We start from the raw sequence: 12,051 nt of genomic DNA, 5'->3' as shown, positions 1-12,051 counted from the left end.
CTAAATCGTTGGCCGAAGTCGCAGACTCGTATCCAGTTTTGAGAAGACCTAGGCATGGTAGGCCCGGGCGCCCGAGGTTGTCAAGACTTCCCAACCTGCGGGCGGCCGGGCCGGGTGCACCGCCTATTTGAGTTCGACCGACCCTCCGGCGGACTCGAGCTGGGCCTTGGCCTTCTCGGCCGTCTCCTTGTTGACCTTCTCGAGCACCGGCTTGGGGGCACCGTCCACCAGGTCCTTGGCTTCCTTCAGCCCGAGCTGGGTGAGGGCACGGACCTCCTTGATGACCTGGATCTTCTTCTCGCCGGCGGCCAGGAGGATGACGTCGAACTCGTCCTTCTCCTCCTCGGGCTCGGCCGCTGCCCCAGCCCCGCCGCCCGCCGCGGCAACCGCAACCGGCGCAGCGGCGGAGACGCCGAAGCGCTCCTCAAAGGCCTTTACGAAGTCTGAGACCTCGAGCAGGGTCAGCGAGCCGATCGCGTCCAGCAGCTCGTCGGTCGAAAGCTTGGCCATGGTGTTCTCCTCTCTGGTTGTTCTTGTTGGTTGGTTAGTGGTTATGCCGCTTCGGGCTCGGCGGCGGGCGGGGTGTCGCCGCCACTCAGCTTGTCCCGGTAGGCACCGAAGGCGTAGGCCAGGCTGCGGACCGGGGCGGCCACCATGCCCACCACGGTGGCCACCGGTGACTTGATGGCCCCGGCGAGGCCAGCGAGGAGCACCTCCCGCGGCTTCACGCTCGCCAGGGCGAGGGCACGCTCCGGGGTCAGCACCTTGCCGTCCATCAGGCCGCCCTTGACGACGAGGGCCGGGTACTTCTTGGCCACCTCGTCCAAGCCCTTGGCGGCGGCCACCGGGTCGCCCTTGACGAAGGCAATGGCGGTGGAGCCTTCGAGCAGCGGCACCAGGGCCTCCATGCCGGCCTCCCGGGCGGCGATGCGGGCCAGGGTGTTCTTGACCACCTTGAACTCGGTCTGGGTGGGGGTGAGTGCCCGCCGGAGCTCGGTGAGCTCGGCGACCTTCAGGCCCCGGAACGAGGCGAGCAGGGCGGCCTGCGAGCTGGTGAAGTCGCCCACCAGCTCCTCGATCGCCTCGACCTTCTCTGGCTTGGGCATAGCGTTTCGACCTTCCTGTCGCCGGAACAAAAAAACGGCCCGCCGGAGACGGCAGGCCGCGCGAATGATCGACTCCTCGTGCGCCTCGGCAGGCTCTCCGGGCGGTCCCGGACGATTTCGGGCCCTAAGCTGGCGGGCCACCGGCGGTCTACGGCGGGGTCATGGTACCAGAGGGCGGGCCCGGGCTTCCGCCGCGCCGGAGGGCCAATCAGAAGCATATTCCCGGCCACTTTAGGCATCTCGCTACACGGTGACATAGTCTGTGAGTGCTCAGTATCCTATAGCACCCCTAAACACTCACAGACTTATCCGGAACTCTCTTCTCTGCTGCGAAGGGCAGTATCCGCGTCGCGGGCGCACACCGAGATGTGTGTGCTAGCTTGTGGGCGTGCGTCTACACATTGTACTTGAGGACGACTTGGTCGCGGCGCTTGATGAGCGCGTCGGTCCCCGGCACCGCAGCGCGTTCATCTCCGAGACCATCCGGCGCGTGCTGGAGGACGAGCGACGTTGGGACGACGTGATCGCTGCGTTGGGTGGCATCCCCGACCGCGACCACGACTGGGATGAGGATCCGGGCGCTTGGGTCCACGCCCAGCGCAGGGGCGACGAGCGCCGGGTCGGCTGACCCGGGGCCGCGTGGGCGCAATCCTGCTCGACACCACGGTCCTCATCGACGCGCTCCGTGGGCGGCCCGCTGGAGGCCGCCTGCGCAGTCTCCGGGCCGCGGGCGACACGCCGTTCACCTCGGCCATCAATATCGAAGAATTGCTGCGAGGATGCCACCCCGGAGAGGAAGCGGCGGTGGCGCTACTCCTCGACGGACTCCGGCTGGCTGTCCTGGGCCGCCGGGTGGCGGAACAAGCCGCGGCATGGCGACGAACCTTCGCCGCCCACGGGACAACGCTCAGTCAAGCCGATTGCCTCGTGGCGGCCGCGGCAGCCGGCGTTGGGGCACGGCTCGCCACCGGCAATGTGAAGGACTTTCCCATGCCCGGAATCGTCATCGAGCACTGGCCGGTCGGCCAGTAGCCAGCGAGCGAGATGCGGCTCAGCTGGCGGTTGCGGCTCCCTCGCCGGCCAGCTCCTTGATCCGGGCGGTGTCGATGCGCACGCCCGGGCCCATCGTCGAGGAGATCGTTGCGGACTTGATGTACTTGCCCTTGGCCGCTGCCGGCTTGGCCCGGGTGACCTCGTCGATCACGGCCAGGTAGTTCTCGGTCAGCGCCTCGACGGGGAACGAGGCCTTGCCGATCACGGTGTGCACGTTGGCTTGGCGGTCGGTGCGGTACTCGATCTTGCCCGCCTTCACCTCGCCCACTGCTTTGGCCACGTCCGGGGTCACCGTGCCCGACTTCGGGTTGGGCATAAGGCCCCGGGGACCGAGGATCTTGCCCAGCTTGCCCACCTGCGGCATGAGGTCGGGGGTGGCGATGGCCACATCGAAGTCGGTGAAGCCCTTCTGCACGCGGTCCACCAGGTCGGCGGCACCTACGATCTCGGCCCCCGCCTCCTCGGCTTCGCGGGCCTTGTCGCCCTGGGCGAAGACCGCCACCCGCACCTGCTTGCCGGTGCCCTTGGGCAGGCTCACCGAGCCCCGGACCACCTGGTCGGCCTTGCGGGGATCGACGCCGAGGCGGAGGTTCAGCTCCATGGTCTCGTCGAACTTCGCCGTGGCCAGCGACTTGGCCAGGGTCAGCGCCTCAGCGGCGCCGTAGAACGTGTCCCGCTCGAAGGCTTTCGCCGCAGACTCGTACCGCTTGCCCTTCGGTGCCATCTCAGACCTCCAGTGGTCCCGGCGACCCCCGCCCGAACGGCCGGGATCTCCCACGAAAGCGAACGAAAAATTAACTCTCGACCGACACACCCATCGAGCGGGCGGTCCCTTCGATGATGCGCATTGCCTGGTCGACGTCGTAGGCGTTGAGGTCCGGCAGCTTCAGCTCGGCGATGCGGCGCACGTCGTCCCGGCTGATGGTGCCCACCTTGGTCTTGTGCGGCTCGGGCGATCCCTTCGGCGCCTTGGCGGCCTGCTTCAGCAGGACCGAGGCGGGCGGGGTCTTCAGGACGAACTCGAAACTGCGGTCCTCGTACACCGTGACCTGGACCGGGACCACCGTGCCCACCTGTGAGGCCGTGCGCTCGTTGTAGCTGCGCACGAACTCCATGATGTTCACGCCGTGGGGACCGAGGGCTGTGCCCACCGGGGGGGCGGGGGTGGCCTGCCCAGCCGGGATCTGCAGCTTCACGATGGCTGCGACCTTGCGCTTCTTACGTGGTGCTGGGCCTGCCATGGGACCGATCCTTTCCGGATGCCGAACCTGCGAGCTACAGCTTGGCGACCTGCTCGAAGGAAAGCTCCACCGGGGTTTCCCGGCCGAAGATGTTGACCAGGACCTTGACCTTCGACTGGTCAACGTTGATGTCGGAGATGGTGCCGGTGAAATTGGCGAACGGCCCGGTGACGACCCGCACGCTCTCGCCCATCTCGAACTCCAGGCGCGGCTTCAGGCGCTCCACCGGCTTCACCTGGAGGATCTTCTCGACCTCCCGGGCCGCCAGCGGGACCGGCTTGGCCCCTGAGCCCACGAACCCGGTGACGCCGGGGGTGTTGCGCACGACGTACCAGGAGTCGTCGTCGACGTACATCCGCACCATCAGGTAGCCGGGGAAGACCCGCTTCTGGACCACCTGCTTCTTGCCGCCCTTGAACTCGATCACGTCCTCGACCGGGATCACAACCTCGAAGATCTTGTCCTCCATGTTCATGGAACGGATGCGGGTGTCGAGGTTGGCCTTGACCTTGTTCTCGTAGCCGGCGTAGGTGTGCACGACGTACCAGTCCCCCGGCCGCTCGGCGGGCGGGATGAACTCCTCCTCGGCGAGCTCCTCGGCAGGTTCCTCCTCGGCGGTGGGTTCCTCCGTGGTGGTCTCGGCCTCGACGTCTGCGGTATCGGTGATCATCTCTTCGTCCTCCAGCCCCGGCTCATCCACCGGAGATCAGCTTCACGGCAAGTTTGGTGAAGGCGTAGTCGAGGCCGCCGATGACCACCATGAAGAAGGTGACCGACACCAGCACGACGAGGGTGTAGGTGAACACCTCGGTCCGGTTCGGCCAGGCCACCCGGGCCAGCTCGCCGCGGACCTCCTTCACGAACTCGCGGGGCTTGGTCCGCTTCCGCTTGGCGGCCACCTGTTGGGGGGTCGGCCGCTTCAGCTTGTCGGCGGCGTCCTCCCGCTTTTTCATCGCCCGCTTGGTCTCTCGGTTCACTGCTCAACTCCCCCTACCACATGCTTCGCTCGTCCAGGGCTCGGTCGGGACTCTAAGGTTTGGCAGGCCCGGAGGGACTTGAACCCCCAACCGCCGGTTTTGGAGACCGGTGCTCTACCAAATTGAGCTACGGGCCTTTGCGCGCAACATTCGCCCACTACGGCCGGGCCCAGTATAGAGACCGGCTGTTGGGCGAGCAATCGGTGCCGTCGTCCCGCCCCCATGGGCCGGGACGCGGGCCGGACCCGGGCCGGACCCGGGCCGGACGCGGCGGCGGGGGCGCTGAGCGCCCCCGCCTCCCGAGAAACTGGGTAACTACGCCGTCTTCGAGAAGAAGCGGGTCCATGCCTCGTGCAGCAGGCCGGCGATCACGACGGCGGTGCCGAGGGCGAAGACCGCCCGGAGAACGTCCGTCGAGAGCGAGCGGTAGAGGTAATAGGCCGCGACGCCGCCTACCAGGCCGAAGATCGCGTCCCAGGCCAGCTTGGACTCCTTGAGGAACAGAGCCTTGACCACCAGCCCACCGATGATCCCCATCACGACTGCGACTGCGATGACCACTGCCGTCCTCCTTCGCCTCAGGTGGAGGCGCTTGCCGGGATTCCCTTCCGGTCCGTCGGGCCGGTCGGTCCCGCCTTACACCTGATTCGACGAGGCGGAGCGGGGGGAGGTTACAGCCGGCTCAGGCGATGGCGGCCCGCAGGCGGGTGCGCCGGCGCCGGTTCCGCCGGGCGAGCACCGCCACTCCCGCCGCGCTCGCCACGCCCAGCACCAGGGCACCGCCGGCGGCGGCCAGGCGGCGGTCGGTCAGCGCCAGCGGCGTCCGGTCCAGTACCGCCAGGCGGTGGGCCGAGTGCGCCCGCAGGCTGGAGATGATGGCGGGCTGCAGCCACGCGGGCGGCTCCACGGTCCGGCTGGCCAGCCCGGCCAGGGCGCCGCTCAGTGCCCGGTAGCGGTCGAGGTCGGCCCGGCAGGCGCTACAGGTGCCCAGGTGTGCCTCGAGGGCAGTGGCGGCGGGGCCGGCGGCTGCATCCAGGTATGCGGGGAGGTGTTCCGCCGCCTCACGACATTCCATTGCTTGACTCCCTCCCATGTCCTGCTCGTACTCCCTTTGCAACCCCCTGGGCTGCCCGGCGCTTCCGGCGGTCGGCGCGGGGCGCTTCCGTCTCCTCGTCCTTCAACAGTTCCATCAGTTTCTGGCGGGCGCGGAAGAGCCGGACCTTGGCCGCCCCTTCGCTGATGCCCACCTGCTCACCCACCTCCGCCAACGACATCCCGTACACGTCCCGCAGCACCACGACGCTGCGGTAGCCCTCGGGCAGGGTTGCCAGCGCCGCCTCCAGGTGCTGCGCCAACTCCCGCCGGTCCAGCTCGGGCCCCGGTTCCTCCGATGCCGATCCCTTCCAGTCCTCCCAGCGCTGCTCGTCCAGGGAGACTTCGTGGCGGCGCCGGGCCCGCTTGCGCAGGGCCGTGATCGCGACGCTCGAGGTCACCCGGTACAGCCACGTCGAGAACTTGGCCTCGCCGCGGAAGGTCCGGATGGAACGCAGCAGCCGGATGTAGACCTCCTGGGTCACGTCGGCCGCGTCGTCCGGGTTGCCGGTCAGCCGCAGCGCAAGCGTGTAGACATCCCGCTGCGTCAGGCGCACCAGCTCCTCGAACGCTTCGGAACGCCCCTGCTGGCACGCCTCGATGACTTCGGTTGGTACGTCCACACCTGGTCCTTCAGTAGGGTTGGACGGCGCCGGGCGCCCTCAGGTTACGTACCTGGTACCTACCCGGGGATGAGAAAAGCTTCAGTAGCGGGCGAGGCCCCCGGCCACCACCAGCGTCTGGCCCGTGATGTAGTCGGAATCCGGCGATGAGAGGTAGAGGTGGGCCTTGGCCACGTCCTCGGGCTGCCCGGCGTAGCCGAGCGGGATCATCATCATCGCCAGGTTGCGGAGGCCCTCGGGGATGCCGAGGTCGGGATCGGTCGAGGTTTCCTTGGCTGCGGTCAGCCGGGTCTCGATGAACCCGGGCGCCACCACGTTCACGTTGATGTGGAAGCTTCCCAACTCGATGCACAGGGTCCGGGCCATGCCGATCAGCGCCATCTTGGCGGTCCCGTAATTGGACTGCCCGGCGTTGCCCAGGAGCCCGGACGTGGACGAGGTGAAGGTGATCTTGCGGTGGTAGGCGGGGTGGCCCCCCGAAGCGGTCTCCGCCTTGGCGGCCGCCCGCATGTGGTCGACGGCGGCCCGGGTGGCGTTGAAGGCAGTGCGCAGGTTGACGTCCAGCACGAAGTTGAACGTCTCCTCGGGCATGGTGTGGAACATCTTGTCCCGGGTGATGCCGGCGTTGTTGATCAGGATGTCCAGGCGGCCGAAGCGCTCCACGGCGGTACCCACCAGGGCCTGGGCGCCGGCGCCCTCCACCGCATTGTCGGCGTTGGCGACCGCCGTGCCGCCGGCCGCGGTGATGGCATCCACCACCTCGCCGGCGGGACCGGCATCCACGTCGTTGACCACCACCGAGGCACCCTCGGCGGCGAGCAGCTTCGCCGTGGCTGCGCCGATCCCCCGGCCTGCGCCGGTAACGATGGCGACGCGGTCAGCCAGACGACCGCTCAGCGGGTCTCCCGGTGCAGCCGGTGGCAGCGGCACCAGCGGCAGTACTTGTTCATCTCGATCCGCCCCTGCTGCTTCGAGCGGTTCTTGGTGGTGATGTAGTTGCGCCGCTTGCACTCCTGGCAAGCCAGGGTCACATGAGGCCGCTTGTCGCTAGAAGCCATAGGTCACTCCACCGTTTCCCGGTTTGCTCTATTTGTTAATTTTGCTGACCTGACCGGCCCCCACCGTCCGGCCACCCTCACGGATGGCGAATCGGAGGCCCTCCTCCATGGCGATGGGCTGGATCAGCTTCACCGACATCGAGGTGTGGTCGCCCGGCATGACCATCTCGGTGCCCTCGGGCAGGTCGACCTGGCCGGTGACGTCAGTGGTCCGGAAGTAGAACTGCGGGCGGTAGTTGTTGAAGAACGGCGTGTGGCGCCCGCCCTCGTCCTTGGACAGGACATAGACCTGGCCCTCGAACTCGGTGTGGGGCGTGATCGAGCCCGGCTTGGACAGCACCTGCCCGCGCTCGACCTCGTTCTTGTCCACCCCACGCAGCAGGATGCCCACGTTGTCGCCTGCCTGGCCCTCGTCGAGGAGCTTGCGGAACATCTCGACGCCGGTGCACACGCTCTTGCGGGTCTGGTTGCGGATCCCCACGATCTCGACCTCGTCGGAGACCCTGACCTTGCCGCGCTCCACCCTCCCGGTCACCACGGTGCCGCGGCCGGTGATGGTGAAGACGTCCTCGATCGGCATGAGGAACGGCTTGTCGATGTCTCGCACCGGCTGGGGGATGGCGCTGTCGCACGCCGCCATCAGCTCCATGATCCCGGCCTCGGCGTCGGGGTCGCCCTGGAGGGCCTTGAGGGCCGAGATGCGCACCACCGGGACGTCGTCGCCCGGGAAGTCGTAGCTGGTGAGCAGCTCGCGCACCTCGAGCTCGACCAGGTCGAGGATCTCGGGGTCGTCGACCATGTCCACCTTGTTCATCGCCACGACGATGTAGGGCACGCCGACCTGGCGGGCCAGCAGCACGTGCTCCCGGGTCTGGGGCATCGGGCCGTCGGCTGCGGAGACCACCAGGATGGCACCGTCCATCTGGGCGGCGCCGGTGATCATGTTCTTGATGTAGTCGGCGTGACCCGGGCAGTCCACATGGGCGTAGTGCCGGTTGGCGGTCTGGTACTCCACGTGGGCGATGGCGATGGTGATGCCCCGGGCGCGCTCCTCCGGAGCCTTGTCGATCTGGTCGAAGGGAGTGAAGTCGGCCCAGCCCTTGCTGGCGAGCACCTTGGTGATGGCCGCGGTAAGCGTGGTCTTGCCGTGGTCGATGTGACCGATGGTACCAATATTTACGTGGGGCTTGTTACGCTCGAACTTCTTCTTTGCCATCGCTTACCTCCCAGCACCTTTCATCTCTCAGCATTCTCACGATCAACCGCTGCCCCACCCGTTTCCGACCCAGGTAGCGGCGGGCGGATTCGAACCGCCGACACAGCGATTATGAGCCGCTTGCTCTGCCACTGAGCTACGCCGCCAGATGCTACCAGACGGGGCTTTTCAGCCTCGCCGACCTGCCCGAACCACTTGAACTGCCTGAATCTTCAAACCAGGTGACGGCCTCGGAGCCCCCTCGCGGAATCGAACCGCGGACACCGGCCTTACCATGGCCGTGCTCTGCCGACTGAGCTAAGGGGGCGGCTGCACCGGTGCCGGCACCGGGCCAAGCTGGCCGGACCGGGGCCGGACGTCACAAACCCGCTCCCAAGCTGCTCGCAAGCTGCTCGCACGGTGCTCCCAGCCGGAGCGGGCCCAGGAAAATGATAGCCGCTTTCCTGGGTGCCGGGCCTTGGGACCCGGCTGGCGCCCTCAAGCAGCGCGATTATGTCGCCGACCATCTCGTGAGCGGGTCCTGTGGAGGACCTCCCAGCAGCCGAAGGAGCCAGCGGTGCTTCGAATGGGCAAGGCGTCTCGTCGGGCAGTGCAAGGGGGGCGTCTCGCCCCGTTCGGACACCTCCTCGTCCTCGCCACCTTTGTGGGCGCCATGCTGGGCCCGCTCCTGGCGGCCCCGGCGCAGGCCCAGGCGGGCACGACGGTCACGGGCGTGACCGTGGCCGGCTCCCCGGCGACGGTCGGAACCACCGTCGACCTGACGGCGACCATCAGTTCGCCGACGCTGCTCGGCCCGGTCACGGTGAACTTCACGGTGGTCTCCGGCCCCAACCAGGGCTTCCAGTTCTCGTGCACGGTCAGCGGCCTGCTGCAGACGGCCTGCGCCCAGGGCTACTCCAGCCAGCTCTCCGGCACCGACACCATCAACGCGGGCACACCGGGGCAGGCGAACCCGGTGCAGGTGACCGTGCAGTGGTTGGGCGTCCCGGCGGCAATGCAGGTCTCGCCGGTCGCCACCTTCAACCACGTCGGGGACAGCGTGCGCATCACCGCCACGGTGGTGGATGGCACGGGCAACCCGGTTCAGGGCGCCACGGTGGCCTTCTCGCTATCGGGTACCGGCGGCGAGTCGCCCACCTCGGGCAACCAGGCAACCGACGCCAACGGCAACGCCGGGTTCAGCTTCACCAACTCCAAAGCCGGCACGACGAACATCACGGCGTCCACCCAGGGGGCCGGCGGCCGGACGCTGTCCGCCAAGGCCACCGCCACGTTCGCCGGGGACCCGGCGTCGATCACCCTCACCCAGCAGAACCCCAACGGCCTGGCACCGGTGGGGGGCAACGACGTGGTCAGCGCCAACGTTCTGGACTCGGCCAGCATCCCGGTGGGCGACGGCACCCAGGTCAGCTTCACGGTGACCGGGGCGGGGGCAACCTCGGGTTCGGCACTCACCTCGGGGGGCAACGCCGTGTTCAAGTTCAGCTCCAACGTCACCGGGACGTCCACCATCGTCGCCTCGGCCCACGGGATCACCTCGTCCCCGGTCACCGCCACCTGGCAGACCCCGGTGGCCAGCGCGATCACCCTGACGCCCCGACTGAGCTCGCAGGTGATCGGCAACACCCAGAACCTGATCGCCCAGGTGAACGACCAGTTCGGGGCGCCGTACCCCGGCGCCCTGGTCCGCTTCAGCGTGCTGGGCGTGAACGCCCAGTCCACCACCTCCTCGGGTAGCAGCGACCAGCAGGGCCAGGTGGGGTTCCAGGAGCAGGGGGCCAACATAGGCTTCGATGAGATCGTGGCCTTCGTGGACCTGCAGGACGACGACACCCTGGACCCGGGCGACCCCTCGGCCACGGCGGTCATCAACTGGGTGCACAAGCCCGGGCAGGGCTACTGGCTGGTGGCCTCGGACGGCGGCATCTTCAACTACGGCCCCAGCACCACCTTCGCCGGTTCGGCCGGGTCCATCCACCTGAACAAGCCCATCGTGGGGATGGCAGCCACGCCCACGGGTTTCGGGTACTGGCTGGTGGCCTCGGACGGCGGGATCTTCTCCTACGGCGACGCCATCTTCCAGGGATCGACGGGCTCCATCCACCTGAACAAGCCCATCGTGGGGATGGCCCGCACGCCCGACGGGAACGGGTACTGGCTGGTGGCCTCCGACGGCGGCATCTTTGCCTTCGGCTCCGCCAAGTTCCAGGGCTCCACCGGGTCCATCCACTTGAACAAGCCCATCGTGGGGATGGCAGCCACGGCCGATGGCGGGGGGTACTGGCTGGTGGCCTCCGACGGCGGCATCTTTGCCTTCGGCGACGCCCAGTTCGTGGGCTCGGCCGGGTCCGTCCACCTCAACCAGCCGATCGTCGGGATGGCGGCCATGCCCGACGGCGGTGGCTACTGGCTGGCGGCGGCAGACGGCGGCATCTTCAACTACGGCGACGCCGCCTTCGACGGCTCGGCGGGCGGGATGCACCTGAACAAGCCCATCGTGGGCATCGGGGCGGTGCCCGACGGCAGCGGCTACTTCCTGGGGGCCTCCGACGGCGGCGTCTTCAACTACGGCCAGGGCGCCACGTCCTTCGGCTCGGCGGGCGGGATGCCGCTGAACAAGCCCATCGTGGGCATGGCGGTGGCGCCGTAATGGTCACCGGCGGCGTCAACCAGGGGCCCCGGGTGCTGCTTGGCCGGCGCACCCCCGACGGCATGGTGGACTTCCAGTGGACCGGGGAGGAGCCCGTCGGCATGGACGACCCGCGGCTGGCGCAGGAGTGCGGGGCGGTCTGGGAGGGCGACGAGCTGGTGACCTACGACCTGGGCCACTTCCGGCACAACTTCCGGCACTGGGCAGACGAGTTCCTGGAGGACTCGGACTGACGGCGTGAGCGTCGAGCAGAACGATTGGCCCGTCGCTGTTTCCAGTGGGTAGCCCCTAGGTTCGGGCCGCCAGGTCGAGTTTGCCGGCCTCGGCGCTACTGCCCGATCCGGGCCCACTCCCGGGCGGCGTCCTGCAACTCCTCATCGCTCCACTCGGCGAGCGGGCGCTTGAGCGAGAACGCCACCCCGGCCGGCCGGGCGGGCCTCGGGGGCTCGTCCAGGCCCCGCCGGCGCAGCTCGCCGATCAGCGGCGAGGAGTCCCAGACCTGCTGCGCCCGGAGGGTCTGGCGGGCCTGCCAGCCCGCCACCTTGGCGGCGCGCTCGGCCAGGTCGGTGTCGTTGAGGCGGGCGAGCATGGCGACCGCCCCCGCCCCCTGGGCCGCATAGGCGGCGGGTGGGGCCTCCCCGAGGCCCTTGGGCACCTCGATGCCCCGCTGGACGAGGAGCTCGGCCAGGGCCTCGAGGAACGGCGACGGGGCCGCGGACGGTTCCCGGGCGGCGTCCGGGACAACGGGCTGCCGGGCCCCGGGCGCAGAGTGCTCGACCGGCTCGCCTTCCTCAGGTTCGGGCTCGATCGGTTTGGTGGCGGGAGTGGGACGTGATCCCCCGAAGGAGCTGCTGGCTCGGCGGCGCTCGGACATGGCCATAAGCATCTCACTGGGGGGGCGCAACGACCGGCATCGACGGGCGCCCGCCGGGCCGGTCAAGATTTCCAAATATTTCGGCGCCGGGGACGTTCTTGTGACGCTCAACCACCGTGGCGGTGGTTCATGCTCACAGGAACCGGGCCCGGGCTAGGCCC

Annotated in this window: 17 protein-coding genes and 3 tRNA genes; 4 read left to right on the top strand and 16 right to left on the bottom strand. The window is 68.5% G+C overall.

What is annotated here, in order from left to right:
- Positions 1-123: 123 nt before the first annotated feature.
- Both rplL and rplJ read right to left on the bottom strand, forming a co-directional pair.
- Positions 124-510, bottom strand: coding sequence for a 50S ribosomal protein L7/L12 (rplL, locus tag VFW71_00330; protein HEU5001210.1), 387 nt, complete (start codon positions 508-510; stop codon positions 124-126).
- Between the two features lie 41 nt (positions 511-551).
- Complete coding sequence (rplJ, locus tag VFW71_00325; GenBank protein ID HEU5001209.1) at positions 552-1,106, bottom strand: 50S ribosomal protein L10; 555 nt, start codon at positions 1,104-1,106, stop codon at positions 552-554.
- Between the two features lie 388 nt (positions 1,107-1,494).
- Between rplJ and VFW71_00320 the strand changes: the two genes are divergently transcribed.
- Positions 1,495-1,734: a hypothetical protein gene (locus VFW71_00320; protein ID HEU5001208.1), complete on the top strand. Its 240-nt coding sequence runs from the start codon at positions 1,495-1,497 to the stop codon at positions 1,732-1,734.
- A gap of 11 nt (positions 1,735-1,745) precedes the next feature.
- Positions 1,746-2,138, top strand: a complete 393-nt coding sequence (locus VFW71_00315) for a PIN domain-containing protein (GenBank protein HEU5001207.1) — start codon at positions 1,746-1,748, stop codon at positions 2,136-2,138.
- 19 nt (positions 2,139-2,157) lie between these two features.
- Here VFW71_00315 and rplA read toward each other — a convergent pair whose 3' ends face one another.
- The 13 genes from rplA to VFW71_00250 all read right to left on the bottom strand — a co-directional run bounded on the left by rplA (position 2,158) and on the right by VFW71_00250 (position 8,673).
- Positions 2,158-2,883 carry a 50S ribosomal protein L1 gene (rplA, locus tag VFW71_00310; protein HEU5001206.1) on the bottom strand — a complete coding sequence of 242 codons (726 nt, stop codon included), beginning with the start codon at positions 2,881-2,883 and terminating at the stop codon, positions 2,158-2,160.
- A 70-nt stretch (positions 2,884-2,953) separates the two neighbouring features.
- Positions 2,954-3,400: a 50S ribosomal protein L11 gene (gene rplK, locus VFW71_00305; protein HEU5001205.1), complete on the bottom strand. Its 447-nt coding sequence runs from the start codon at positions 3,398-3,400 to the stop codon at positions 2,954-2,956.
- A 34-nt stretch (positions 3,401-3,434) separates the two neighbouring features.
- Complete coding sequence (nusG, locus tag VFW71_00300; GenBank protein ID HEU5001204.1) at positions 3,435-4,100, bottom strand: transcription termination/antitermination protein NusG; 666 nt, start codon at positions 4,098-4,100, stop codon at positions 3,435-3,437.
- Positions 4,093-4,377, bottom strand: a complete 285-nt coding sequence (gene secE, locus VFW71_00295; GenBank protein ID HEU5001203.1) for a preprotein translocase subunit SecE — start codon at positions 4,375-4,377, stop codon at positions 4,093-4,095. The genes nusG and secE overlap by 8 nt, the downstream gene beginning before the upstream one ends.
- A gap of 60 nt (positions 4,378-4,437) precedes the next feature.
- Positions 4,438-4,514 (bottom strand) — tRNA-Trp (locus VFW71_00290).
- Between the two features lie 178 nt (positions 4,515-4,692).
- A complete protein-coding gene (locus VFW71_00285) occupies positions 4,693-4,938 on the bottom strand; it encodes a hypothetical protein (GenBank protein HEU5001202.1) in 246 nt (81 codons plus the stop codon).
- A 121-nt stretch (positions 4,939-5,059) separates the two neighbouring features.
- Positions 5,060-5,452 carry a zf-HC2 domain-containing protein gene (locus VFW71_00280; protein ID HEU5001201.1) on the bottom strand — a complete coding sequence of 131 codons (393 nt, stop codon included), beginning with the start codon at positions 5,450-5,452 and terminating at the stop codon, positions 5,060-5,062.
- The gene (locus VFW71_00275; protein ID HEU5001200.1) at positions 5,439-6,092 is read right to left on the bottom strand and encodes a sigma-70 family RNA polymerase sigma factor; all 654 of its coding nucleotides are present in this window, start codon (positions 6,090-6,092) and stop codon (positions 5,439-5,441) included. The genes VFW71_00280 and VFW71_00275 overlap by 14 nt, the downstream gene beginning before the upstream one ends.
- Before the next feature lie 81 nt (positions 6,093-6,173).
- Positions 6,174-7,022, bottom strand: coding sequence for an SDR family oxidoreductase (locus tag VFW71_00270; protein ID HEU5001199.1), 849 nt, complete (start codon positions 7,020-7,022; stop codon positions 6,174-6,176).
- Entirely contained in the window at positions 6,986-7,150 is a 165-nt protein-coding gene (rpmG, locus tag VFW71_00265; GenBank protein ID HEU5001198.1) for a 50S ribosomal protein L33, read from the bottom strand. Before rpmG ends, VFW71_00270 begins: the two co-directional genes overlap by 37 nt.
- Before the next feature lie 28 nt (positions 7,151-7,178).
- Complete coding sequence (gene tuf / locus VFW71_00260) at positions 7,179-8,366, bottom strand: elongation factor Tu (protein HEU5001197.1); 1,188 nt, start codon at positions 8,364-8,366, stop codon at positions 7,179-7,181.
- Between the two features lie 74 nt (positions 8,367-8,440).
- Positions 8,441-8,512: transfer RNA gene (locus tag VFW71_00255), tRNA-Met, on the bottom strand.
- Positions 8,513-8,600: 88 nt separating this feature from the next.
- A tRNA-Thr gene (locus VFW71_00250) sits at positions 8,601-8,673 on the bottom strand.
- A 282-nt stretch (positions 8,674-8,955) separates the two neighbouring features.
- On the opposite strand from VFW71_00250, the gene VFW71_00245 reads away from it, so the two are divergent.
- Positions 8,956-11,016, top strand: a complete 2,061-nt coding sequence (locus VFW71_00245; protein HEU5001196.1) for an Ig-like domain-containing protein — start codon at positions 8,956-8,958, stop codon at positions 11,014-11,016.
- Positions 11,016-11,249 carry a hypothetical protein gene (locus VFW71_00240; protein ID HEU5001195.1) on the top strand — a complete coding sequence of 78 codons (234 nt, stop codon included), beginning with the start codon at positions 11,016-11,018 and terminating at the stop codon, positions 11,247-11,249. The genes VFW71_00245 and VFW71_00240 overlap by 1 nt, the downstream gene beginning before the upstream one ends.
- A gap of 95 nt (positions 11,250-11,344) precedes the next feature.
- Here the strand turns inward: VFW71_00240 and VFW71_00235 are convergent, their stop codons facing one another.
- Complete coding sequence (locus VFW71_00235) at positions 11,345-11,890, bottom strand: hypothetical protein (protein ID HEU5001194.1); 546 nt, start codon at positions 11,888-11,890, stop codon at positions 11,345-11,347.
- Between the last annotated feature and the right edge of the window lie 161 nt (positions 11,891-12,051).

The sequence above is a fragment of the Actinomycetota bacterium genome, from assembly GCA_035765775.1.
Lineage (GTDB): Bacteria > Actinomycetota > CADDZG01 > JAHWKV01 > JAOPZY01 > DASTWV01.
This window is presented reverse-complemented; position numbering and strand designations above follow the sequence as displayed.